The sequence below is a fragment of the Priestia sp. D3YE.R1 genome (assembly GCF_049199565.1).
Taxonomy (GTDB): Bacteria; Bacillota; Bacilli; order Bacillales; family Bacillaceae_H; genus Priestia; species Priestia aryabhattai.
The window spans coordinates 492,901-518,135 of sequence record NZ_JBLTHW010000002.1 but is presented as its reverse complement, the minus strand read 5'-3'; the positions used below and the strand labels follow the sequence as shown (position 1 = coordinate 518,135).

The 25,235-nt window shown below is 35.1% G+C and carries 19 protein-coding genes; 2 read left to right on the top strand and 17 right to left on the bottom strand.

The window, feature by feature from the left end:
- Nucleotides 1–15 precede the first annotated feature (15 nt).
- The 12 genes from ACOZIR_RS14845 to galU form a co-directional block, all read right to left on the bottom strand.
- The gene (locus ACOZIR_RS14845) at nt 16–1,224 is read right to left on the bottom strand and encodes an O-antigen ligase family protein (RefSeq protein WP_421535690.1); all 1,209 of its coding nucleotides are present in this window, start codon (nt 1,222–1,224) and stop codon (nt 16–18) included.
- Between the two features lie 129 nt (nt 1,225–1,353).
- Complete coding sequence (locus ACOZIR_RS14840; protein WP_421535689.1) at nt 1,354–2,487, bottom strand: glycosyltransferase; 1,134 nt, start codon at nt 2,485–2,487, stop codon at nt 1,354–1,356.
- A gap of 16 nt (nt 2,488–2,503) precedes the next feature.
- On the bottom strand, nt 2,504–3,046 hold the full coding sequence (locus ACOZIR_RS14835; protein ID WP_421535688.1) for an acyltransferase: 543 nt from the start codon (nt 3,044–3,046) through the stop codon (nt 2,504–2,506).
- 10 nt (nt 3,047–3,056) lie between these two features.
- Nucleotides 3,057–4,118: a glycosyltransferase family 4 protein gene (locus ACOZIR_RS14830; protein ID WP_421535687.1), complete on the bottom strand. Its 1,062-nt coding sequence runs from the start codon at nt 4,116–4,118 to the stop codon at nt 3,057–3,059.
- 12 nt (nt 4,119–4,130) lie between these two features.
- Complete coding sequence (locus ACOZIR_RS14825) at nt 4,131–5,039, bottom strand: glycosyltransferase family 2 protein (RefSeq protein WP_421535686.1); 909 nt, start codon at nt 5,037–5,039, stop codon at nt 4,131–4,133.
- Nucleotides 5,002–6,108, bottom strand: coding sequence for an acyltransferase family protein (locus ACOZIR_RS14820; RefSeq protein ID WP_421535685.1), 1,107 nt, complete (start codon nt 6,106–6,108; stop codon nt 5,002–5,004). Before ACOZIR_RS14820 ends, ACOZIR_RS14825 begins: the two co-directional genes overlap by 38 nt.
- A gap of 11 nt (nt 6,109–6,119) precedes the next feature.
- The gene (locus ACOZIR_RS14815) at nt 6,120–6,677 is read right to left on the bottom strand and encodes an acyltransferase (RefSeq protein WP_421535684.1); all 558 of its coding nucleotides are present in this window, start codon (nt 6,675–6,677) and stop codon (nt 6,120–6,122) included.
- 34 nt (nt 6,678–6,711) lie between these two features.
- Nucleotides 6,712–7,977 (bottom strand): glycosyltransferase family 4 protein, encoded by a 1,266-nt coding sequence (locus ACOZIR_RS14810; RefSeq protein ID WP_421535683.1) that lies wholly within the window; start codon nt 7,975–7,977, stop codon nt 6,712–6,714.
- Between the two features lie 252 nt (nt 7,978–8,229).
- Nucleotides 8,230–9,309, bottom strand: coding sequence for a GDP-mannose 4,6-dehydratase (gmd, locus tag ACOZIR_RS14805; protein WP_421535682.1), 1,080 nt, complete (start codon nt 9,307–9,309; stop codon nt 8,230–8,232).
- 58 nt (nt 9,310–9,367) lie between these two features.
- Complete coding sequence (gene fcl, locus ACOZIR_RS14800) at nt 9,368–10,309, bottom strand: GDP-L-fucose synthase (protein ID WP_421535681.1); 942 nt, start codon at nt 10,307–10,309, stop codon at nt 9,368–9,370.
- Between the two features lie 24 nt (nt 10,310–10,333).
- Nucleotides 10,334–10,987 (bottom strand): sugar transferase, encoded by a 654-nt coding sequence (locus ACOZIR_RS14795; RefSeq protein WP_306472908.1) that lies wholly within the window; start codon nt 10,985–10,987, stop codon nt 10,334–10,336.
- A 56-nt stretch (nt 10,988–11,043) separates the two neighbouring features.
- Nucleotides 11,044–11,937: a UTP--glucose-1-phosphate uridylyltransferase GalU gene (gene galU, locus ACOZIR_RS14790; RefSeq protein WP_421535680.1), complete on the bottom strand. Its 894-nt coding sequence runs from the start codon at nt 11,935–11,937 to the stop codon at nt 11,044–11,046.
- Between the two features lie 754 nt (nt 11,938–12,691).
- Between galU and ACOZIR_RS14785 the strand changes: the two genes are divergently transcribed.
- Nucleotides 12,692–13,141 (top strand): VanZ family protein, encoded by a 450-nt coding sequence (locus tag ACOZIR_RS14785; protein WP_421535679.1) that lies wholly within the window; start codon nt 12,692–12,694, stop codon nt 13,139–13,141.
- Between the two features lie 163 nt (nt 13,142–13,304).
- On the opposite strand, the gene ACOZIR_RS14780 is transcribed toward ACOZIR_RS14785, so the two are convergent.
- Together ACOZIR_RS14780 and ACOZIR_RS14775 are read right to left on the bottom strand one after the other, a co-directional pair.
- On the bottom strand, nt 13,305–13,739 hold the full coding sequence (locus ACOZIR_RS14780; protein WP_421535678.1) for a VanZ family protein: 435 nt from the start codon (nt 13,737–13,739) through the stop codon (nt 13,305–13,307).
- A 122-nt stretch (nt 13,740–13,861) separates the two neighbouring features.
- Nucleotides 13,862–14,872: a serine O-acetyltransferase gene (locus ACOZIR_RS14775; protein ID WP_421535677.1), complete on the bottom strand. Its 1,011-nt coding sequence runs from the start codon at nt 14,870–14,872 to the stop codon at nt 13,862–13,864.
- Nucleotides 14,873–15,182: 310 nt separating this feature from the next.
- Between ACOZIR_RS14775 and ACOZIR_RS14770 the strand changes: the two genes are divergently transcribed.
- Nucleotides 15,183–17,162 (top strand): NPCBM/NEW2 domain-containing protein, encoded by a 1,980-nt coding sequence (locus ACOZIR_RS14770; RefSeq protein ID WP_421535676.1) that lies wholly within the window; start codon nt 15,183–15,185, stop codon nt 17,160–17,162.
- A gap of 45 nt (nt 17,163–17,207) precedes the next feature.
- Here ACOZIR_RS14770 and ACOZIR_RS14765 read toward each other — a convergent pair whose 3' ends face one another.
- The 3 genes from ACOZIR_RS14765 to ACOZIR_RS14755 all read right to left on the bottom strand — a co-directional run bounded on the left by ACOZIR_RS14765 (nt 17,208) and on the right by ACOZIR_RS14755 (nt 25,165).
- The gene (locus ACOZIR_RS14765; RefSeq protein ID WP_421535675.1) at nt 17,208–19,751 is read right to left on the bottom strand and encodes an Ig-like domain-containing protein; all 2,544 of its coding nucleotides are present in this window, start codon (nt 19,749–19,751) and stop codon (nt 17,208–17,210) included.
- A 291-nt stretch (nt 19,752–20,042) separates the two neighbouring features.
- Nucleotides 20,043–23,078 (bottom strand): Ig-like domain-containing protein, encoded by a 3,036-nt coding sequence (locus ACOZIR_RS14760; RefSeq protein WP_421535674.1) that lies wholly within the window; start codon nt 23,076–23,078, stop codon nt 20,043–20,045.
- A gap of 260 nt (nt 23,079–23,338) precedes the next feature.
- The gene (locus ACOZIR_RS14755; RefSeq protein ID WP_421535673.1) at nt 23,339–25,165 is read right to left on the bottom strand and encodes a hypothetical protein; all 1,827 of its coding nucleotides are present in this window, start codon (nt 25,163–25,165) and stop codon (nt 23,339–23,341) included.
- Between the last annotated feature and the right edge of the window lie 70 nt (nt 25,166–25,235).

Genomic DNA, 25,235 nt, shown 5'->3' with positions numbered 1-25,235 from the left:
AAATATGATTATTATTTAACTCTCCATATGTTTTAAGTTGGTCAAAATAGCTAGTGTTACCCAAAAACTATATTGATAGAAAAAGCTTTCAACTAACCCCATAATTCCCCAACAAGCAAACGCAACCAACATAATATTTACAGTGTACTTATCTGCGTGTATTAATAAAGATTTATAGCACCTATAAATTATAAATATGAAAGCCATTAGTAAAAGGGCTCCACCTTGAATAAGAATATCAAGAATAAAGTTATGAGCGTACCAATCACTACCAGAAAAATGGATAATGTAACCTTTTTGTCTTGTACCATATCCAAATATCGGAGATTCTATTATCATTTTTTTAGCGCTTTCCCATATTACAGTTCGCCCAGTTAAAGTTAGACTTTTCCCTAAAATATTTTCAATAAGGAAAGAAAACGCATTTTGTATATTAAAACAAAGTAGTCCAACATTACATATCACTAAAAAAACTACAGTATTTCTAAACTTCAACAATGATACTTTCTTCTTAAAAAATACAATTGATATGTATGCTATTGTCATTAAAGTTCCGCCAATAACCGATGTAGCGCTCCATACTAAAACAATTGTTAAATCAATAGCAAACATAACCAGAAAAGACAACCTTTTATTGATATACCCTTTTGAATAACAAATCATCATGGAAAACCATAAAGGTAATAAAAAATTAATTAGCCTATTATCGCGTTCAAGAAAATGAATATAATCATAAAATACATTAAAGTATCCTGATGAGTTCCAAGTTCTATAAGCTTTTGTATAAACAATACCTTCTGGGTGAAAAATAAGACAAATTAAATTAATTAAGACCAAAAAGAACAAAAGATAGAACATAGAAACAATTACTGTATTTTTTTTTCGTTTAATCATTATTTCAAAAAACATATATAACGCAGCAATATTAATTGTAAAAAATGCTAATAATGTCCACCGAACCGAATTTAGAGATATAGCAAAATAGGCAGCTATGAATACTCCCAAATAAAGTACATTTTTTGATAATCCTTTATTTATAATGATATAAATAAGAATAACTAATAAACTAGAAAAAAACCTCCAGTATTCAAATAATGGAGCTATCGAACTTGAAACTATATATCTTAGTGAAAGTGGTTCAAAAAATGGAAATAAGAACAATATAACAATAAATACCTCTTTCCATTTAACTATCGTATTTTTATTTAAAGTAATATCTCTCATGAATTTTTATCCTCTAATCTTACCTTATGTTTCGGCTTGCCGTTATTAATCTCTATACAATGTGTGTAATCCTTTAGATTTATGTTCAGTTAAATATACCCTTTTGACCAATAAACTTATAATTAGATGTTACTTAATGGCTAACTTTTCTTCTGTCAGATATAATTCCATATGTTTATTAGCACATTCTTTTATATCAAACATTTTAGAGCTTTCTAGAGCTGAAATAGAAAATTGATTACGCAAATCCGGTTCAGTAACCATCTTTAACATAGCTTCAATTAATTTTTCTTTGTCTCCTATATTTATTAAACAACCATTTTTATTGTGTTTAATAATATCTATTACTCCTCCAGCTTTCGTGGAAATAATAGGTAAACCACAAGACATTGCTTCCATCACGGATAACGGTAAACCTTCCCAATTAGAACTCATCAGATACACATGTGCATTATTTAATTCTTTTTCCACATTAGAAACCCTACCTTTTAATAAAACAGAATTACTAATATTTAATCTCTTAATATCTTCTTCAAGTTCTTTACGAAGGTACCCATCACCTAGAATAACTAAACGAATATTAGAATAAGTTTTATAGACTTCTGAAAATGCTTCTAACATGAGCTTATAATTTTTTTGCGGCTCCATGCGGCCGGTGGCTATAAAAGTTAATGTTTCACTCTTTCGTTGTGTGTAAGGAATAATACACTTAAATCTGTTAGCATCAATACCGTTATATATGCATGGAACCTGTTCTTTAGGCAGGTTATAAAAAGATACAATTGATTGTTTACATAAATCAGAGATAGCAATAGGAACTACTTTCGCATATCTAAATGCAAAATTTAAGATCATCTTCATATATCTACGATTTCCAGCATCTTTCTCTGCCAAATTATGAACAGTATAGTATCTTTTTTTAACATCTGTCACTATAAGAGGAAACAATAAATAAGGCATTACACGTAAATGGGCATGGATAACATCAGGCCTCACATTTTTAATTAAACTAATTAGCTCTTTAATTACTGATAAATTTATTCCTTCTTTTTTTTGAAGGTACTTAATTTGAATGCCTTTCTCCTCAGCCAAATCCTCAAAAATATTTCCTTCTGCAGGATATAGAGAAACTAACAATACATCCAATCTTTCAGAATCTAAATTCCCTATGATATCTATAACTAGTTTCTGTCCTCCACCAGTTCTTAAATGAGGAAGGACAAACATTACTTTTTTCCTTTTGCTATCTTTAGTGTATACCATGATTTTCACTCCAAGCCTACTGCTTAATTTCCTTAATAATTAAATTATTTTGCATGACCGCTACAGTGCTTTCTGGTATATTTTTTCTTATAACACACCCGGCACCAATTACAGCATTATCTCCAATTGTAACTCCTTTAAGGATTGTAACGTTTGCTCCTATCCAGACATTTTTTCCAATTTTAACAGGGGCACTTATAAACCCTCTATTCCCTCTAAAATCGTGATCATGGTCATAAATACATGTATTAGGGCCTACCGTAGTAAAGTCTCCAATAGAAATTGAATTATGACTTGTAATTGTACAGTTTCTATTAAAATATACTTTTTCTCCAAACTGTATACAGCTATTTTTTCCAGCCCTAACATGAGTTCCTTCTTCTAATAAACACCTCTCACTAAGTATTATTTTACCTTTTTTATCCAAAGATAAATGTGCCTTAGGAGAAATTTTTTGAACCCATGAAAATTTCACTCTACCTCCATTTAATAAGGATAAAATCGGTAAATGAATTATATTATAAGCAACTCTCAAAACATACGATATTGTACGCCACATAATAACTCCCTTACCTTGTTATACTTTCGTAGATATCAACGTATTTTCCAGTAATAACTGACTCAGAATACTCATTTCTTACTTTTTGAATATTCCATTTTCCAAATTTCGATCGAGCCTTTTCATCGTCCTTTAATCCTTCAATAGCACCAATTAAGCCTTTGATATCATGAATGGGTAAAACAACCCCTCCCTTATCCTCTATCATTTCCGCATTGGCAGACCAATCAGTAACAATACAAGGTAATCCAGCAGCCATGGCCTCAACCAAAGAATTGGCGAAGCCCTCACTGTCCATATGAGTGAAAAATATAAATAAATCTGCAGCATTAATCTCCTCTTGAACAACTACCTTACTCTGTACACCCGTCAAAAGAACGTTGGAAGGTTTATCTAATTCAGAAATTTCTTTTCTTATATTTCCCACTAGTCTAAATTGTATATCAGGAAAAGATTTGGCCGCTTCAATTATTTCAGCGCATCCTTTTTCGATAGTAACCCCACCTGTATACAAAATACGTTTTACTATAGGGTGATATAACCTATCTTTATTTTCTTCTATTACACTGTCCTCAACAAAATTAGGCACTAATTCTACTCTTGACCTAGAAATATTACTTACATATTCTCTTGATTCTTCATTAAGTACTATCACTACATCACTAATACGACATAACATATTGCAGACAAAGCGTTTCAGAGGACTTTTCATTAAATTCGGAATAGTACATCTAAAATGAATAATATATTTTCTTCGAAAAAAATGTGTAATAACACAACTAGCAGAGTCCCGTAACATACCTGTTGTAGTAGCAGCAGTACAGGCATGAACTACAATTGCCTCTGGGTCTTTCAACTCTCTTATCAAGTTCTTCCAAATGTTAAAACATCGTTTTAACTCTACTAATAGCTTTTTTTTATTGTTATCTCCATGACTGGAACGGCCAATTAACTTTTCATCAACTATCTCTACCTTCCAATCGTTCTTTAGTTTTGTATTTAACATTCGAACTGCCCAACTTGCAATACCTCCACTAGGTGGGGGGAGTGGAGCTAATAATACAACCTTCACTTTCATTTCCTCCTACGCTTTTAAGTCGCCTTGTGAATCCATTTTCCTGTCAAATTTTTCACATTCATACATCTTAGCATCTACTAGAAATCTGTACCAGTAAGCTTGTAGAAAATGAAATATTTTCCCTTCAGGACCATCAAGAAATCCTAGCTTGATATAGTACCTATAAATAAAATATATGTGAGCTCTAAAAAATTTTGGTAACCCATAATACCCTGAATTTTTAACTATACGCTTTACCTTAGCTTGTTTTGTTGATTGATTGTTTTCCAGTAAGCTCTGTTCATTCAAAGTCTTTTCGACCGTCAACTGTCGATCCAAGACTTCGCGATTACTATACCAGTTATGCTTGTTTGTCCACCACTCTAAATTCTTAGTATTGTTATCTATCAAATCTTTTTTAAACTCTACAGTTTGACCCTCGAATAAAATCATATGTTCATCCATAACCTTCTGTTCGCACATAGCTTTTCCTGTTCGAAAAATACGGAGTAACAGCTCAGGATATCTCCCACCATGTTTAATCCAACGGCCCATAAAATAAACTCTTCTGCGAAGAATTACACCATTTATTTTTGCGCTTAACTCTGGTAGCTTTGACTTAATCTCTTCCACTAAGTCCTCCATTAATTCTTCATCCGCATCCATTCGCATAGACCACTGTGTAGTAATGTTAGTTTGGGTTAGTCCCCAATTTAGTTGAGTCGCATAATCCACCCACTTATTTTGATAAAAATCTAAAGAGCTACCAATTTTTTGTAATTCTTGATTTAGTTCGCTACAAAGCGTTTCCGTTCCATCCGTACTAAAACTATCAACAATTACAAACCTCCTTGCGATTCCCCTAAAAGATTCTATACACTTCCTTAAGTTTTTTTCTTCATTCTTTGTAAGGATAACCACCGTTAAATCTACCATATTTCCTCCTATCCAAATTAGATGCAACTTTAATATTTATTATTTTCTGGAACTTAGACAAACCGATTACTAATATTGATGTTACAAGTATAAACTCTAATAGATTAATTATAGATTTATCAATTAAACCTAAACTAAAAGCATGAATCAAATACAGTTCATATGAATATTTACCCGTCTGATATAAGAATTGATTTTGAAACACAAATGGTACAGCCATAGTAATTACTATGATACTAAGTGCTATAGGTAAGACAGTAAATAAGGATATAGTATTTGAAATTAAATAAGGTAATTCCTTTACTAGACTTAATTGACTAAAAACAGTTACAAATAAGCCAATCATTCCTATTAACATAAAATATACAGTAACTTTTTTACCAGACAAAACTACCAAAATATGATCTATATAAAGACTTAATAAAACTCCTAAAGGAAATGAAAACATCTGTCTTGCTTTTAGAAATGGCATATCAGGATTGGCAAAAAATAAACTTTCTATTACAAACCATAGTGAGAAGCCAGCAACTAAGTAGAAATGAAAATTATATCTTGAAATTAAAATAAAAACTTTTAATTTCATTACCACCCAAAATAAAATATAACAAATCATTAAATATTGCATGTACCAACCATATGAAGTGGCCGGTGTAATAAAAAATAAATCTTTAATTACTACACTAATATCCCATTTGTGTGTTACCCCTAAACCTATAAGTTCGACAATCCAGTACGGAATTATTACTTTAATAATCTTCTTTTTCCAATAATCTTTTAAAGCATTAGCCTCACCATATTTTTCTTTGTTTACTTTATAGGAAGTAAATAAACCATACCCAGAACAAATTAGAAAAAGAGAAACACCTACTCCCCCAATAAATTGTATATTGGATACTCCTAATTTTGCCCCAACATGTCCCCAAACTACCATTAATATAGCTAGTGATTTAAGAATAGTGGTATGATTCCTATCCATAAACCTACATTTTTGAATTCTATTATTCTTTTTTAAAAAAAATCCTAAATAAAAAAATGCTAATACTAAAGTAAAAAAAGCAAATTTCAACATATCCCTATCTCCTAGGATTGTAATTTTTTAATTAATCTAGCGGGATTGCCAGCGATAACACTATTCTTTTCAAAATACCCTGATACTACTGCTCCCGCACCTACTACACATCCATCTTCTAGTACAGTTCCCTTTAATATTAAAGAGTTACATCCAATAAAACAGTTCTCTCCAATAACAACTGGTCGTGTACCAATCTTTTCTTTATCGTCAGCGTTACGAGCCTCAATTTCTAAAGGGTGAAAATCATTATCTAAAATCTTTGCATTTCCACCAATATGAGTGTTCTTTCCAATCTTAATTGATTTTCTAGCATAAATAGTCGCACCGGAAATTCCAACATTATCACCAATGTGTATTTCTGCTTCTGATGTCCTAGTTACAATAATCGTTCGTTGGTAAAGACCTACTAAATTTGATAAGAACGAGGACTTTATTACGACATTACTTCCTAGCTTTAGTGTTGCTCCTTTTTTATTAAAGATCACAGGCAGCCCTTTTAATAAAAGGTTTTTGCCATAATCAATTTTCATAATTTTCATTAATAGCTTAAACCAGTTGCTATTCATTCTATAGATATCCTTTCGATGTATTCACTCACAATTATGAGGACTTAATTTCTGCAATATATTTATGCACAGAGACATCTTTTGTTAAATTTTTCACTAAATAATCTCGTCCGCGCTCACTCATTCCAGCTAGTACATTGCTTTCTTTTTCATTCAGGAAAGTATTGATAATATGTTCAATTTCCTCATAGTTACCTGGTTCTGTTACGTAACCACACTTAGCGTCTTCTATTATCAATCTAGCTTCTGAATTCTCTTCTAAAGCACCAATAATTGACTTACCTGCTGCAATAATTCCATATAATTTACTCGGAACTGATACACCTTTAATTCCCTTAGCATTTAAGCACCAGTGGACATCACCAGCATTTAAACTATAAATTAAATCTGCTTTATCTTGATAAGGAATAAATCGGACATTTTGAAGATTATTTTTCTCTTTGTATTGAACTAATCTCTCTCGAATAGTGCCTTCTCCTATAAAAGCAAAAACTACATCGTCTCTATCTTTAAACTTTTCTATAACATTCATCAAGTTTTCAAGGTCATAATAAAGTCCTAGATTACCTGAATACATGATAATAAACTTATTCTGCAAACCATACTTTTCTTTGAAAGCTACCACTTTTTCATGATTTGCTGGCAAAGGATAAATTTCTTTCTCATCAATCCAGTTATTAATAAATGTATGATTAGGTACTTTTCTTCCTTTAAATCTACCTTTTAATGTTTCAACCATATCGCGCCCAACCACAATGACCTTATCAGCTTGTCTACAACTGAACTTATCAAACATCATCATAGCTTTTAGTACCAGCTTGTTTTTACTATATCCAACAGCCATTGTCTGTTCCGGGTTAAAGTCTTGGATATTGTAAATGTACTTAGCCCGCTTCACCCATTTACCCCAAACACCGAGCAGGCCTCCTAAAATAGGTGGCTGAGAAATAGAATATACGTAGTCCATTTTTCCAACTTTAAAGGTAGCGATCATAGCTCCAATAAAATAGGAAAGAATATTTTTAACTCTGCTTAGTTTATTGCTCTTAGAAAATTCTGGTACACGGATTCGAATAACCTTTACGCCGTTAATTTCTTCTTTGTAAAACATTTTCTTTTTATATTCGTCAGCAACTTTTCCTGTATAAGATGGAACTACACAGACTATAGTTATATCAAACTCATCAATCATTCCTTCCGCTAACTCCCTTAGGATCTGACCGGTCGAAGCTACATCTGGAATATAATAATGTGCGTATATTAATAGTTTTTTCTTATCAGTTTTCACCTTTTCAATCATAGAATATCTCTTTCCTATCTGCCTGAGGCTACACTTACTTGCCTTAACAAAGACCCCTCTTTACTAGCCTCTATATTATATTATTTATAAACTATCTTTGATTTCTCAAGCTTTTTATCCCGATATTCCAAAACGTCAAAAAGAGCACTTCTCTCCTATTTTTATGTAATGAGTACATTCAAACAGAAAGAAGTTAGCTCCTTCTAACAGCCATATATCAAATTTAACCAATCATTAATTCTAATTAAAAAATTAATCAAACATTACCTTAATCTTTTCTTCACTCTCAACCTTCTTCATATCCGCTTCAACCATAATACGAACTAACTCTTCAAACGAAGTCTTCGTCGGATTCCAGTTTAATAACGTCTTCGCTTTAGTCGGATCACCTAACAATTGATCCACTTCTGCAGGTCGGAAAAACTTAGGATCGATTTCTACAATCACTTCACCCGTTGCTTTGTTTGTTCCTTTTTCATCTAAGCCTTCACCGCTCCACTCAATTTCGATGCCAGTATGTTTGAATGCAAGTTGTACAAATTCACGTACTGAGTGCATTTCACCAGTCGCAATAACAAAGTCTTCCGGCTTGTCATGTTGAAGAATTAGCCACATGCATTCTACATAATCTTTTGCGTAACCCCAGTCACGCAAAGAATCTAAGTTTCCTAGCGTTAACTTTTCCTGTTTACCTTGTGCGATACGTGAAGCAGCAAGCGTAATTTTACGTGTTACGAACGTTTCGCCGCGGCGCTCTGATTCATGGTTAAATAAAATACCGTTCACTGCAAACATGTTATAAGACTCACGATAGTTCTTTGTAATCCAGAAGCCGTAAATTTTCGCCACGCCGTATGGAGAACGTGGGTAGAAAGGTGTTGTTTCTTTTTGCGGCACTTCTTGAACTTTACCGTACAGTTCAGATGTAGAAGCTTGGTACACACGTGTTTTATCTGTTAACCCTAAAATACGTACAGCTTCAAGAATGTTTAACGTACCTTTTGCATCAACATCTAATGTATATCCAGGCATATCAAAAGACACACGTACATGTGACTGTGCAGCTAGATTGTAAATTTCATCTGGCTGAATGTCACCAATAATACGCGTAACATTTAATGCATCTGTTACGTCACCATAGTGAAGGTGGAAGTTTGAGTTGTTTAATAATGCGCTCGCTGCTTCTTCTGTTAAAAGATCTTCTAGACGCTCTTGGTTATAAGAAGAGCTGCGGCGAATTAGTCCGTGCACTTCATAGCCTTTTTCTAGTAAAAGTTCTGCTAAGTATGATCCATCTTGTCCTGTTACACCTGTAATTAATGCTGTTTTCATCGTATCCTCCATATATATCAACTGTTATTTTAGTATTTAATTTAATTGAAGTTTTTACTTATTTTGCTGCAGCTAGTTCGTTATCTAAAAACCACTGATACGCTTTTTGAAGACCGTCTTCTAAAGCTGTTTCTGCTTTCCAGCCAAGACTGTTCAATTTTGTTACGTCTACTAGTTTACGAGGCGTTCCGTCTGGTTTTGATGTATCAAACTGAATGTCTCCTTCGTAACCGACAACTGCTTTTACTTTTTCGCCAAGCTCTTTAATCGTAATATCTTCTCCCACACCGATATTAACAATTTCATTGCCTTCGTATGTATTCATTAAGAACAAGCACGCATCTGCTAGGTCATCTGAATATAGAAATTCACGTTTTGGTGTGCCTGTTCCCCACATTTCCACAAACGGTGCCTTGCTTTCTTTTGCTTCATGGAACTTGCGAAGAAGTGCAGGAAGAACGTGTGATGTATGAAGATCAAAATTATCGTTTGGACCATAAAGGTTAGTCGGCATTGCTGAAATATATTTTGTACCATATTGACGGTTGTAAGATTCACACATTTTAATACCAGCAATTTTAGCAATTGCATACGGTTCATTTGTTGGTTCAAGCGCACCTGTTAGTAAGTATTCTTCTTTTAGAGGCTGAGGAGCTAATTTTGGATAAATACATGTGCTTCCTAAGAACAATAGTTTTTCTACGTTATTACGGTACGCTGCATCAATAATATTTGACTGAATTAATAAGTTATCGTGAATAAATTCCGCTGGATATTCATTGTTTGCCACAATACCGCCTACTTTAGCTGCTGCTAAGAAAACAAATTCCGGCTTTTCTTCAGCAAAAAATGCGTCTACTTGCGGCTTATCTCGTAAATCTAGCTCAGCACTTGTGCGATATACTAGATTGCTATAGCCTTTTTCTTGCAGTTTTCGTACGATAGCTGAACCGACAAGCCCTCTGTGACCAGCTACATAAATTTTTGAATTTTTGTTCATTTTAAGACACCAGCTTTCTTTGGGTTAATAAGCATTTTTCGAGCCAAACAGCATAAGAATGGTTCGGCATATAATTTTAATATCGGCCGTTAGGGAGCGTGTTGTTATGTATGTTAAATCTAATTCGACCATTTCTTCGAACCCTACGTTGCTTCTTCCGCTTACTTGCCATAGTCCTGTACAGCCAGGAGTGACAAGCAATCTTTGCAGTTGGTATTCTGTATATTCGTTTACTTCTCTTACAAGCGGCGGTCTGGGTCCTACTAGACTCATATCCCCTTTTAATACATTAATCAATTGAGGAAGTTCGTCAATACTTGTTTTTCGGATAAATCGTCCTATTTTTGTGACGCGCGGATCATTTTTCATTTTAAACATCGCGCCCGTAGCTTCATTTTGTTCAAGTAATTCAGCTAACTTTGCTTCGGCATCCGAAACCATGGAACGAAATTTATACATATTAAATTCTTCACCATTTTTCCCTACTCTTTTTTGAGAGAAGAAAATTGAACCTTTCGGGTCTTCGAGCTTTATCAAAAGACCGACAATAAGAAAAACAACAAACAAAACAAGTAATCCAACGATTGCTCCTGCTATATCTATACATCTCTTAGCCAAAAGGTACCCGGCTTGATTATTAGGCTGAACTTTCTTTTGTACAACTTGTGTTTGTTGAATAGAAGTTTCCGTTTTAGGTTCAGCAATTGATGGCAACGCAACTCACTCCTTCTATTCTACTCTATTTCTACCGGTTTCTTCGTTTCTTTTTTTAATAACTCTTCCATAATTGTTAATAAATTATCTCGTAAATCCTCATGTTGAAGAGCAAATTCAATGGTTGTCTGAATAAACCCTAGCTTTTCCCCCACATCATAGCGCTTGCCTTCAAAGTCATACGCAAATACACGTTGAATTTCGTTTAGCTTTTGAATAGCATCGGTTAATTGAATTTCACCGCCTGCTCCGACTTCTTGTTCTTCTAAAAATTTAAAAATTTCAGGAGTGAAGACGTAGCGCCCCATGATTGCTAGATTCGAAGGAGCTGTACCCGCGGCTGGTTTTTCTACAAATGTATTCACTTGGTGACGGCGGCCGTCGTTTGAAATCGGATCTACGATGCCATAGCGATGCGTTTGATTGTCAGGAACCGTTTGCACGCCTATTACGGACGAAAGAGTTTGTTCATATTCGTTCATCAACTGACGAAGACAAGGTGTTTCTGCTTGGACAATATCATCGCCTAACAACACGGCAAATGGCTCGTCACCGATAAAGTTACGCGCACACCATACGGCGTGACCTAATCCTTTTGGTTCTTTTTGACGGATATAGTGAATATCTACGTTTGAAGATTGACGCACTTTTTCTAAAATATCAAACTTTTCTTTCTCGACTAAATTATTTTCAAGTTCTGGAGCATAATCAAAATGATCTTCAATCGCGCGTTTTCCTTTTCCGGTTACGATGATGATATCTTCAATACCTGATTGAACCGCTTCTTCGACGATATATTGAATAGTTGGTTTATCAACGATTGGAAGCATCTCTTTTGGCATTGCTTTCGTTGCGGGTAAAAACCGCGTGCCCAGTCCAGCAGCTGGAATAATAGCTTTTTTTATTTTTTTCACCGTCACTCACTCCCCGTTTCTTCCTATTTATATATATTTTTTGTAAGCACTTACGAATGCGCTGCAGCTGTAGCTGCAGCGCATTCGTTAATGCTTATAAATTAATAGGGGCATTTAACCCCACCTCACACCACACTCCTGACAACAAACGTGTCTAAGGTAGTTTTCTACCCACAGTGCGGCCGAGTGCCTCCTTTGATAGTGGCTGAGGAGACATCACCATACATATTGCGCTTTATATGACTTTTCTTGAATATTCATCCTTCACTAGATAAAAATTAAAAACTTGTCTTTAATTTCAACAAGTTTCTAAGGCTTCGATACTTTATCTACGATGATTTTTTATAGTTCATTTATCTTATCTATTCTCAATTATTTCTATACGATTTTATTGACAGTCATTAGACCTATAACTTATGAAGCAATCGCAAAATTAATGTTATCACAAAAATAGGAAAAGAGGGATGAATTTTTTTGTCGAAATTTGCGATATAACAAGGTTTTTGAATGAAAAGATAATATTTTCGCTTCAAAAGACCTTTTTATGTCGTTAAATGCTGATAGTCTCATATTCTTCTAAATTTAGTAATGTGTTAGAACTTCTGTCACCTATACTTGAAATAATTGATATTTCTATATGAAAATATTTTAGAAGAGGATTTATATATAGAGAGACACATGAATATTTCTTGCATTTTCACTGCTTTTCTCTTACGATATGAAGATAAATCTAAAAACAAAAGGAATTTTTTGTATGATATTAAAAAGAATTTGTGTTGTTGCGATGATACTTGCTATCTCTCATTTTTCCCACACGCCTCATCTTCAAGTGACAGATCCGAACTCATGGAGCAATGCTTCAGTCTGGAATCATAAAGCCACTCTTTGGTCTGTGTTACACCCCGGCAGTGAATTTTATACGTCTTATACATACGGATTTGATTTAGAGTTTATTTTACGTAAAATTGCCCATATCTCTTTTTTCGGCTTATTAGCTCTATTAATTTACTGGAATTTGAAAAAAAGTTCTTGGAGATATGTAAAAGCGTGGGTTTTACTCGCTTGTTTTGCTTTCTTAGACGAACTGCACCAAGCGTTTATTATTGGACGCGACGGGCGAATTATTGATGTGGCTATTGATTCATTTGGTGGGGCGCTATTTTTATTTTTACTATACAGATACAAGAAGATCTCTAGAATATAGAGATCTTTTTTACATATATACTCATAGTAGTTTTATTTAATGGTTGTTTTTTCTTAACCCTTTATTTCCCTCCCAGAACTATACAGTAAAAAATAATGATGTGGATAAACTACATTTCTCGCGATGAACTTTTGCGCTTTCACAAAACACAAGAAGGCTGTTATTAGCCTTCTTTCATGTAGATCTCTATCTTATTTAACGCCTTAAATAAACTATATCCTACACCTGTCCCTAAAGTATTCAAGAGAACATCGTCAATATCCGTCCATCGATTTGGCATAAATATTTGAACTATTTCAATGGATACTGAAAACAACATTCCAACGAGTAAACTTTTTGAGAAATTATCTATTTTTTTAAATCTCATGGGTAAGAAAAAACCAAACGGTAAAAACAAAATTATATTTCCTATATTATTTAGAATAAAGTCTCCAAATGAATGATGAAATAATAAATCCCTTATTGTGTAGAATGGCACAAGATTGATGCCACCTTTTCCTTCACCAATGCCTAACGAACTTTCTGGAAACATGGTTAACCTAATGACAAGCAGAATAGAAACTAAAAATAAAACATTAATAGAATTCCTCTTTAACATTAAAGACATCTCCTAGAGTTGTTAATGGGAAAACACTCCATTTTATAATTCCTTATCTAAAAAACAAGTTTTGTTTTCAACGAAACAAAATAAATTAAGTAGCAAAAAAGAGGACCTGTATTTCATTCCTCTTTTTTTACATATTTCTCGTACTTCTCCATATCCGTACTAATAATCTTAGCCGGCACTCCAGCTACGACACAGTTGCTTGGAATATCTTTTGTCACTACTGCATTGGCTCCTACTACAACATTATCCCCAATCGTGCCTCCAATACAAATTGCCCCAGGAGCAATATATACATTATCTCCAATAATCGGCTGCTTGCCGCGTGAGCCTATGGTTACGTTTTGTGAGATCGTGCAGTTTCTTCCGATTTTCGCTGATTTTTGAATAACAACTCCAATACCGCCGTAGCCTAATTTTGTCCCTTCACCTATTTCTGCTGTGTATGGAATATAAGAGTTGAATTTATGACGAATAAAGTCTTTTACATATTCCGCTCCTTTTGTTAATCCATTTTCGTAAAATGTTCTGGATAACTTGTAAAGATCCATTGCAAGGAAGCGATGTAAGTTATTTGTCAGTATATTTGTTTCACTTACTTTTAAGGTATAGCTCTCAGTTCGATAATCGTCTAGTTCAAGACCTTCTAACGCAATTAACGTAACGTTTTGTCCTTCTATGTCTTCAAGGCTTTCAACTGGAAGATCAAAAAAAGTTTGGCCGCAGTATTGATTGGTAGGATCAATAAAACTTCTAATTGTATTATGCTTTTCCATCAATAGTTTAATAAAAGCTGCGTTTCGGTGGACACCTACGATGGAATACATCTTCTGTTGGTAGACTGGGTAGTCTTTCGTTTCAAAATCTTTGTAGCGAAAATCTTCGCTGTTTTTTATTGTTCGTTCTCCTTCAGCATTTCGGATAAAGACTTTTACTCTATATCTTCCTCGTTCATGTAAGTTAAACGTATGTGAATGATTTCTAGAATACGGTATCTTTTCAATGACTTCTTGATCTTTGATTAAGTAATACGACACCTTTGTATGTTTGTGTTCTCCGTGGCATGTTACTACAAGCTGATAAAAGTTTTTAAGTTCAAGGGTTAACTCACTAGTCGATAGTTTCATTCGTAGCTCCTTTTATTTCTTAGCTAAATGGGAACATTTTAGCTGAATACTCTTCTCTTTACCTATTGGTAAAATTTCTTTATTCCTATTCTATCTTAATCCAGAAAAAATAAAGAGAAAAGTTTGGTTTTATTCTTACTATCATAAATTAATTTTCCCTCTTCATTCATAGTTAGGTCTTAATTCTTATATATTATCCATAAATATAATTCTTTTGTCACATTTTGTCGAGTGAATTAAATTGCTTCTACCTTCCAATACCATTAAAATATTAAAATGGTAAAATATTTTAATTAAAGGAGACTTTAGTATGATTAAACAAGTTTTAAAAACAATGATTGCAGTCATTGTTCTCTTCTCAGTTGCTGCGTACAGTAACTTTTTACCCATTAAAGCTTCTGCAGCAATTTCAAGCGTACGGTTAAGTTCATTATCTCCAGATTCTGAGAGGGGTTTTTACACTTCTTATTGGTCTAATGAGAAATTTACTGATGTATATGGCAACACAGTAAATGATGGATTAGGTTTTTATGATGGTGCTCCTTATGCAAGCTATGACGTTGCTGGAAAAGGATACTCTTCTTTTCAAGGAAAAGTCACTCTTGATTCTAGAGATGTGAATGGTGATTATGGTAAATCTATAGTCGGTTTTTATGCAGATGATCAATTGCTGTATGAAAAGCCTCTTTCTAAAAGTAGTGGGGTCGCAAACGTAGATATAAAATTACCTAAAAACACAAAAAATTTTTTCATCATCCTTAAAGAAGACAGTGGAAGTAAAGGCAAACATTTTATCGTTATACAAGATGGCAAATTTGTTAAAGGCGGTTCTTACTTAAGTATCCCTTATTCTTCATATAGTTCTCTTGTGACTATAGGTGACTCTAGCTCTGAACGTTATCAAAGCACAGATTCTTATAATAATATACAAGATATTAACGGGAACCTTATTACTAAAGGTTTTTCTTTAGATACTTCAGGTAACGTTGGAGGATTGAGCTATTCAAGGTTTTCTATTGGTGGTAACGGCTATAATACTCTAGAAACGTCTATTTCTCTTGATGCAAGATACATAAATGGTGATTGGGGTAAGTCTGTGGTAGGTATTTATGCAGATGATTACCTTCTTTATGAAAAAGAATTTACGTCTAAAACATCGATTCAAAAAGTCAAAGTATCGATTCCCAAAGGTACACAATATTTAACCTTTGTAGTGAATCAAATTAAAGGTGCTAAAGGAACGCAAGCAGTGACATTCAGTCAGCCTGTGGTATCCAAAGCAGGTTCTTCTTACACATCTGTTCCATATACAGCTTTACCATCTACAATCGGTGATAATGCTAGTAACGGCGCATGGGAAACTAATTTATCACACTTCGGGGGGATTATCCGATTCTCAAACGGAACGTTAGCAACTTCAGGGTTAATTTTTGAAAGTAATTATGGTGGCGACGCTTATACTACTTACAATCTTTCAGATGCCGGAGTAAACTACTTTAAAGCAAAATTAGCATTAGATTCTGCATACCTTCAAGGTGACTATGGGTCATCAACAATTCAGCTTTTAGCAGATAATAGAGTGCTTTATTCACAGGCTCTAACAAGATCAACAGGTATTGTAAATGTAGGTGTGCAAATCCCTTCAAAAACTCAGGAATTTAAAATCTTAGTTAAGCAAAAGAAAGGAGCAAAAGGATATCATAACGTTGTGTTAGGCAACGCAGTATTCCAAAAGCTACCGGTTTCAGCTAAACTATCCGCTTCTCGTGTATCTGTTGCTAACAACTACAGCCAAAATGACGTTGTAACGGTGAAGTCATTGGCTAAAGGTAATGTAATTAAAGTGTATAATACTAAAGGCGCTTTATTAGCTACCTCTAAACCTGTTACATCTAACTATACGAAAGTAGCAATCAAACAATTAGGTACAGCTAAAGGAAACGTCCTTGTATCACGTACAACATCAGGCGTTTTAGAAAGTGATCCTGTCTCTGTGCCTTATGCAGCAGAACCTGTTCCATCTGCTTCTGTCGCTGCCAAACAAGTAACGATTGAAAATAACAAAAACAAAAACGATTTAATTACAGTTAAGTCATTAAGCAAAAATGATGTTATCAAAGTTTATAATTCAAAAGGAAGTCTGATTACGACTTCTAAACCCGTTACATCTAACTACACTAAGATTTCTATTAAACAGCTTGGTACTGGAAAAGGAAATGTACTGATTTCTAAAATTAGCACAGGCAAAGTAGAAAGCACTAAAACTTCTGTTGCTTATAAAGCAGAATAAAGAAAAGCCGGAACATGTGAAGTTTCACATGTTCCGGCTTTTTTATTAGCCTACCGTTAGAATACGATACGGACTATATTTACCTTTTGGATTTTTAATAATAATACTAATTCTTGTCTTGGCTGCCTGCGGTTTAATTGCTACATTAAAATTTCCTTTGCTATCCGCTACCCCTCTTCCAATTAGCTCCGATCCTTTTTTAATATAGACGATACTTTTAGCTTCTGTTGTACCCGTAACGGTTGTAGCCATACTGCGAACACGGTTTACGTTAGGAGCAGAAGGTCCAGAAGATACAACTATTTTATAGGTGTAAGGACTATATCCACCTTTTCCTTTTGCTGTTACGCCTATTTTCGTATTCACTGCTTGTTTTGGAATGGTAATACTAAATGTACCTTTACTATTCGCTGTGCCTGTTCCAATTACATTTGTGCTGACTTTAACATATACACGGCTTCTCGCTTCAGTCGTTCCTGTTACCACTGTGGATTCGCCCGTGATGTCACTAACGGCTGGAGCATTAGGTGCTTTGTATTTTGCTATTACTGTACTGTATGTGTACGCACTATACCCAGCGCTGTTTTTCACCGTTACACCTAGTTTTGTATTAGCGGCTTGAGGCGCTATTCCAATGCTATACGTTCCTTGCTTCGTTGCTACTCCTCTTCCTAGCACGGTTGATCCTTTTTTTACATACACAATACTGTTTGCTTCAGCTGTACCTGTTACGTTTGTATCTTGGTCAGCCACTGTGTGAACAACGGGAGCAGCTGGTTTTTGCACAGTTTTTGAAACAGTTACATACGTATAGCCGCTATACCCAGCGCTGTTTTTCACCGTTACGCCTAGTTTTGTATTAGCGGCTTGAGGCGCTATCCCAATGCTATACGTTCCTTGCTTCGTTGCTACTCCTCTTCCTAACACTGTTGAGCCTTTTTTTACATATACAATACTGTTTGCTTCAGCTGTTCCGCTGACCGATGTATCTTGATCATAGATTTTATTAATGGTCGGTGCTTGTGGTTTTGTTGCTTTTTGTATAACTGTTTTATACGTGTACGTACTGTATCCCACACTATCTTTAATAACTACACCAATCTTCGTTTTAGCTGCCTGCGTTTGGATAGATACTGAATACGTACCTTGACTGGATACTGTACTACGCCCTAACAACGTTGAGCCTTTTTTCACATATACGACACTTCCAGGCGCTGCTTTTCCTGTAACCTTAGTATCTTCTGATGTAATGTCGTTTACTTCTGGGGCATTAGGAAGTACTTTATATACTCTCGGGTAAGGTGTAGCATATCTACTTACTAAAAGAGTTGTAGGATAATAAAAGTCCAGAATTTCTTTGTAATTTTTACCTTGAGTAGCCATTGCATCAGCACCAAATTGACTCATGCCTATACCGTGTCCAGATCCTTTTCCTTTAATAACAATAGATGTCCCATTATCATCAATGTCTGTCACGTATTTGTTGGGTATTCCTCCTTCAGTAATAAGATAGTTAATCGTCCCTGCTGAACTTCCGATTAAATCCCACTGCTTTTCTTCAATATTTCCGTTTTTATCAAATTCATTTTTCACTATATATTTAACACTGATATCACCTTTTGTTACACGCTTAGCTGAGTCTGGAGCGTAATATTTAATTTTTGAAATGCTTGTAATTTTAATATCTTTTCCTTTTAGTTCGTCAGCTAGCATCTTTGCTTTGAGGCGATTTGTCATCTCTGTATCAGTTTCTTTTGTCTTACTCCACCATTCTTCCGGTTTTTTTAAATCTTTATCTGATAAATCAATTTGTTTTTTTCGAACTGTCTTTGTCCATACTCTTTGTGGATCATAAGGATCTTCTTTTACTTGGGAATATGTATTAACTGGAGTTCCCCAGATATTTGTGTTGGATTGAATAATTCCTCCGTTACTTGAAGAGTATACGGAGTTTATAATACTACCTTTATATGTAATAACTTGGCCAAACGTATCTTCCACAGCCTGTGAGATACGGTCATCCCAGTAGTCACCACCGTATACTTGATAATCTGTCTTGTCATTAATTAACACTGATTTTGGAAGGCTAATTACATATGTTCTTGCTGCTATCGCTTGAGCTTTAAACGTATCTGTTTTGAAAGACCAATACAATTCTTTTCCTATTACGCCTTTTATGTAGTCTTCCATAGGAAGCGTATTAATAGGGCGAACATACTTATTGCTTTCATTTGTAAACTTCATGTCTCCTAAATAAGACATGCTGTTAATAGTAAGTTTGGCGTCATAAGTAGATGGGGTAACTTCAAAACTAGGAAACTCCCCTAACTTTTCCGCTCCTTGATATAACGCTACATTCGCACCAGCAATTTTCACTTCGTAGTCTCTGTTTGCTTGCAGAGTTACATTTTCATCTTTCACACGGTATAATGCTGAAGGATGAATGGTAATGCTGCTTTTGTTGCCTAGATAATTTTCTAGTTTTACCGACACAAGGGGTTCCGTTCCTGCTGCTTCTGCTGTGGAGAACCAGGCTAGTGGAGTTAAAACAATAGCTAGTCCTAGTACAGCTCTTAATATAAATTTCATTTTCTTTTCGCCTTACCTTTCTCTATTTTTCTAGTAATATTGCATAAAAAACACTCTTTCCTAATATCGGATACAATTTCATACTTGCCAGAGGCAAGCTTAATTTTTTTTACTTTTTTTTACTTAAGTTGATAAAATCCTTAAATCATGTGCTTTTTTCAACTTTTTGTTTATATTTGTCGAATCCTTATGCTATAATGTTGAGGATATGACTTTATATCATGCTTGATTTAAAACCTAATTAAAACCAAAAAAGAGTCCTTTTCTACTTGTAGAAAAGGACTCTTTTTTCTATTGAACTACGGTAACTGCTTTAGCTGCACTTTGATTTCCGCTTAAATCGGTTGATGTAATCGATAGCTTAGTTCCTACTTTTTGCTTTGCTATAGCAACTTTGAACTGCCCTTTGGCATCTGCTGCGCCGCTGCCAATCAGCCTAGTACCTACTTTAATTGTAAGTTTTGCATTTGCTTCTGTGGTGCCTGTTACAGAAGTAGATTGACTCGTGACCTTGTTTACTGCAGGAGCCAATGGCGCTGTTTTGTCTTGAACGGTAGTTGTTTGAGTCGCACTTATATTTCCAGCTGAATCTTTTGCTGTAACAAAGATTTTTGTTCCTGCTTTTTGCTTAGGAATGGTAAGTTTAAATTCTCCTTTAGCATTAGATGTTCCTGTTACAATAACCGTGGTCCCTATTTTTATATCTACTTGAGCATTAGGTTCCGCCGTTCCTGTGACAACTGTTTGCTGATCTGTGAGGCTATTTACTGTTGGTGTAGAAGGCGCTGTTTTATCTTTGACAACGACTGTTGTAGGAGTACTTTCTCCCGTACTGTTTTTGGCGTTCACAGCTATTTTGGTTCCTGCTTTTTGCTTAGAAATTATCATTGAAAATTGTCCATTACTCCCTGCTTTAGCGCTTCCGATGACTATTGTTCCTACTTTTGCAGTAACAGTTGAATTACTTTCTGCTGTTCCCGTAATAGTCGTAGTATTATCTCCTACTTCATTAACTTTTGGAGCAGAAGGCACTTTCTTTTTAGCTGTAACACTTACATAAACAGTCGAGCTCACGTTATTTGCTTTATCTGTTGCATATACACTGATTTTTGCTCCCGCTTTTTGTTTTCTAACCCGTACGGAAAAACCGCCTTTATCGTTAGCCGTAGCTGTTCCAATTGTTACTGTTCCTACTTTTGCTGTGACAAGAGAATTAGGCTCAGCTGTTCCTGTTAAACTCTCATCTTGATCAGTTACAGGATTCACTTTTGGAGAGACAGGTGGTGTTTTGTCTTCAACGACTATTTCACTTGTTGTACTGTTATTACCCGCTTTATCTTGAGCTGTTACACTTATTTTCACTCCTCCAAGCTGCTTTCCTATTTTGATAGAGAAGTTGCCTTTTGCATCTGATGTTGCACTGCCAATTACTTTGCTATCAATTTTTGCTGTAATGAAAGCATTTGGCTCGGATGATCCCATTATTGTTTCTTCTTGATCAGTTAAAGGATTTACAACCGGTGCGGCAGGTGCAGTCTTGTCTTGTACAATGATTTCCACAGCTTTACTTGTGTTGTTAGCTGTATCTTGTACAACAATACTTAATTTTGTTCCCGCTTTTTGTTTAGGAATTTTTACACTAAACGTACCTTTGCTTGTAGCTTTACTTTTCCCAACTACTTTACTGCCTGCTTTTACGTAAACCGTTGCATTGCTTTCAGTTGTTCCGGTTACAGCAGTGGAAGAATCATTAACAGCATTTACTTTTGGGACTGCTGGTGGAGTCTTATCCTGTACAATAACTTGAGCTTCTCCACTCGTATTTTCGTAGAGGTCTTTAGCTGTTACCACAAGTTTGCTTCCCGCTTTTTGTTTAGCAATAGAAACTGTAAAACTACCATTTTCACTTGCTACTCCACTTCCAATTGGTGTACTTCCTGCTTTTACACTGACTGTTGACCCAGCTTCTGCTGTTCCGTTAACCGTAGTGTCTCGATCAGTGACTCGATTAACAGTCGGTGTAGGCGGCGCTGTTTTATCATTTACCGTTACAACCGTTCGTTCACTTTGGTTTCCTGTACTGTCAATCGCTATTACGTCTAAAGAAGAAAGACTTCTTTGACGATCTATTTTCACTTGGAATGAACCTTGGTTATCGACCGTTCCTTCATAAGTGTTTGTTTCTCCTGTGACTCTAATGGTAGCTCCTGCTTCTGCAGTACCAGCAACAACTGTATCTTGATCTGTTACTGTATATACTTCAGGAGCAGATGGTGACGTTCGATCTTGAACAGTGACTTCTGTTTGTTCACTTTCGTTGCCAGCTTCATCTGTAGCTGTAAACGTTATTTTTGTTCCTGGTGCTTGCCTAGGAATCTCCATATAAAACCAGCCACCTGATTGTGCTTGTGTAGTTGCTATTATGTTTCCATCAATTTTAGCTGTAATAGTGGCGTTTTCTTCAGATAAACCTTGTACATATGAATCTTGATCTCCTATATCATAAACAGTCGGCTTATAAGGTGCCGTGACATCTCGCTCTGCTACTGTGAAATCTCCTCCATTTAAATCTGCGTTCCTAAAATTATCTCCATAGTCATAAAAAAAAGTCTGGTTGTCAAATTTATCGGTTAACATAACCGACACACATTCAAACTGTCCTAGTCCCATATATCCATATGTAGCTAAATATAAATTTTGCAGCTGAAATTGATTATTTCCTATACCAGTAGCGTCGAAAGAGTAATACCTACCTTGAGGTGTTTTATAATCTACTGTTACTCTTTTAATTTCGCTATACTCATCATAGGCATTTACAATGATATTCACTGAATCATATAAATTCACTCTTTTGCTATCAGAGTTAATCCCATTAAAAACTGGACCAGCAGTATCCGCATAAGACGTGGTCTTAAAATTCCCTTCATCTAACTCATAGACTCCTCCTTCTTCTACGTCATCATACATGCTGAAACGGCCATCGCTATACTCAACCCATATAGAAGAAACTTTCCACTCTCCTTCTGCATTGTAAAAACTTCCGATCATCCCCTCATACAAGCCGTTTCCATAGTTCCCTAAAGACATTTGGAGATATCCAGCGGGAGTCTTATAATTAATATACACACGGCGAATTTTACTATCTGGATTGAATTTCATTGTAACGGTTTGATAGTTAGGAATTAATACCGTTTTTTCTGCCAGTGTAAAGGATATCAAATTTTCTATTTTTCCATCTGCAATCTCTGCTTTTGCAGGCGTTGCGTAATTTCCTATAGAGAACAAGCAACACATAATCAAACAAACTGTCAATATCTTTCTCGTCATTTTTCTTCCCCCAGAATCAAAGTACACTTTTTTTATCTATTTAGTTGACCTCAATAAACATCTCTAGCGTTATTAGCCCCCTCTTATAAGTTCAATTTAAACTTTTCAGCTAATTATACCAACTTGTAGTTATTTATAACCGCAACTTTAGTCATGAAATCTTTTCATAATTCTTTTTATAGTAGTGACTTTACAAAGCGAATTTTTTCATAACAAAAGAAGCCATTATTTAAATGACTTCCTTCACACAAATTCTTTTTTTACCCAATAGACTGTAGTGTTTCCTTTTCAGCAAAATACCAAAGGAGAATAGAATACACCGAAAATACTTTTCGAATATGAACTCTGCTGCTTAAATTCGGTGATCGCAGCAATCTAAATAGAATTTTACGATTAAAAATCGCATCAATTTCTCTTGTTTCCATCGTTGATAGATACTCCAAACATTTTTCTTGCACGGAACCTAATTCAACTACTTGCCAAAGAGGTGCTCTAAGCTTTTTAGCTCTTTCGATATGTTCAGGCAATGCCTTTGGTGCTTTCATTCCTTCAACAGGTTTAACCATTTCACTTAGCGCAAACTTCGGACGTCTTTCACTTTTAAACTCTCTCATGGTTACGTTTTCGCGCAGTTTAGAATACGTTTCTGTATAAATCTCTCGATCAAACGGCAAAGTCGATAACTCAGAGAATAAACGATTCATCAGATCAATACCAACCACATTTGCAGAACGCATTTCCTGAGAAACAGATAAAGCACACTTAATACCGTTTAGCGTATAAAGCGGGTCAAATCGCGCTCCAAAACTACTCCAGCGGTGAGAAGTTACTCCTACGTAATATCTGTTTCGAATTACGAGATACATATAATCCAAGTATGCATCTTCACGAAGGCCATTTTCACGGCAATCATTAAAGAATTGCTTAATCTTTTGGGAGAAGCGCTTTTTAAATTTTTCCGACAGCAAAGCATTATCTGTGTCTTTATCAAAAAAGATTTTCCCCCACAAAGTTGGCATTAGAGAATCCACATCATGGATTTGCTCTAGCTCTGCCCTTGAACCGAAAAATGATCTAAAGCATTCACCGTAACCGCCGCTTAGCACAATATTCGAGTTCGTCTCATAAAAACGGTGCGGAGACGCGGTAAGAATGCCGCTGGAGAAATCCAATGGCCATAAAAATCGTTCTTCTAACGTTTGTGGTGCCTTTAATGCATTAAAACCATTGTATTCCGTCATCGTTAACCCAAATTCAGAACATAATCGTTCAGCCGTATATCGATCCGGCATATTGGGGCGGCCCGAACAAAAGAAACGATAAGATTGCCCTGAATCCGTACCTAGTATACCAGCCAATACTAAGCGCGAATCAAACCCACCTGTTAAATGAGAAATTTTGTGAGCTGCATGTTTATAGTTGCTAACGGCTTTTATGTTATTTTTAATTTCTTCTACAGCAAGCGCAAGCTGCTCTTCATATGACTTATCACTTGAGAAGAAATCTTGTTTCCAGCTGTATTCATTAATAGAGAAACTATTGTTAGTAGAAGTTACATATTCAAAAGGTTTAAGCGCTTGAATCTCTTCATAGCTTGATTCAAAAAAGCCTCCATTTCCTGTTCCAATAACTTCATTCAAGTAGTCCATAGACTTTTGAAGTGAAATACCTACACTGCTTAGCATATTAACAATAGAGTCAATATCCGTTGAAAAAACAGTAATCGAACGCGAGCGGTAATAGAAGACAATAGCGCTTCCAAAAGGATCTGGGATAATCATACTTTCTTGAGCAGACTTGTTACTGATAAATCCGCACAATGAACCTCGCATATCTCGACCGATAAAGTCACCTGAAATATGATGACCCGCTTCTTCTAAAGCAGTAACCCAGTCGCTTGGGTTCATAATAAATTGACTTCTGTATACTCCTGAACCACTGCTGTCTATTAAATAGTCAGCGTTTTTTATTTGTGTATGTACAGCTACGTTAGAAGGCATAAAATAGCAGCCTTCATAAAGCTTAAATTTCATTAACTCTGGATAATTATTATTTGAAAAAATAAGTACAGGTGCAGTTTTAGGCAATAAAATCCCCTCGTTCCAATTAATATATAATTTTCACCTTCAGTTTATAGTACTAAAGGCTTTATGTAAT

Excerpts from the sequence above, each read along its gene's own strand:
- ACOZIR_RS14780 (WP_421535678.1), bottom strand. The coding sequence starts at position 13,739 with ATGTTAAAGAGGAATTCTATTAATGTTTTATTTTTAGTTTCTATTCTG.
- ACOZIR_RS14810 (WP_421535683.1), bottom strand. The coding sequence starts at position 7,977 with ATGATTGAAAAGGTGAAAACTGATAAGAAAAAACTATTAATATACGCA.
- gmd (WP_421535682.1), bottom strand. The coding sequence starts at position 9,309 with ATGAAAACAGCATTAATTACAGGTGTAACAGGACAAGATGGATCATAC.
- ACOZIR_RS14825 (WP_421535686.1), bottom strand. The coding sequence starts at position 5,039 with ATGGTAGATTTAACGGTGGTTATCCTTACAAAGAATGAAGAAAAAAAC.
- ACOZIR_RS14820 (WP_421535685.1), bottom strand. The coding sequence starts at position 6,108 with ATGTTGAAATTTGCTTTTTTTACTTTAGTATTAGCATTTTTTTATTTA.
- ACOZIR_RS14775 (WP_421535677.1), bottom strand. The coding sequence starts at position 14,872 with ATGAAACTATCGACTAGTGAGTTAACCCTTGAACTTAAAAACTTTTAT.
- ACOZIR_RS14785 (WP_421535679.1), top strand. The coding sequence starts at position 12,692 with ATGATATTAAAAAGAATTTGTGTTGTTGCGATGATACTTGCTATCTCT.
- ACOZIR_RS14770 (WP_421535676.1), top strand. The coding sequence starts at position 15,183 with ATGATTAAACAAGTTTTAAAAACAATGATTGCAGTCATTGTTCTCTTC.
- ACOZIR_RS14840 (WP_421535689.1), bottom strand. The coding sequence starts at position 2,487 with ATGGTATACACTAAAGATAGCAAAAGGAAAAAAGTAATGTTTGTCCTT.
- fcl (WP_421535681.1), bottom strand. The coding sequence starts at position 10,309 with ATGAACAAAAATTCAAAAATTTATGTAGCTGGTCACAGAGGGCTTGTC.
- ACOZIR_RS14835 (WP_421535688.1), bottom strand. The coding sequence starts at position 3,046 with ATGTGGCGTACAATATCGTATGTTTTGAGAGTTGCTTATAATATAATT.
- ACOZIR_RS14760 (WP_421535674.1), bottom strand. The coding sequence starts at position 23,078 with ATGACGAGAAAGATATTGACAGTTTGTTTGATTATGTGTTGCTTGTTC.
- ACOZIR_RS14815 (WP_421535684.1), bottom strand. The coding sequence starts at position 6,677 with ATGAATAGCAACTGGTTTAAGCTATTAATGAAAATTATGAAAATTGAT.
- ACOZIR_RS14765 (WP_421535675.1), bottom strand. The coding sequence starts at position 19,751 with ATGAAATTTATATTAAGAGCTGTACTAGGACTAGCTATTGTTTTAACT.
- ACOZIR_RS14845 (WP_421535690.1), bottom strand. The coding sequence starts at position 1,224 with ATGAGAGATATTACTTTAAATAAAAATACGATAGTTAAATGGAAAGAG.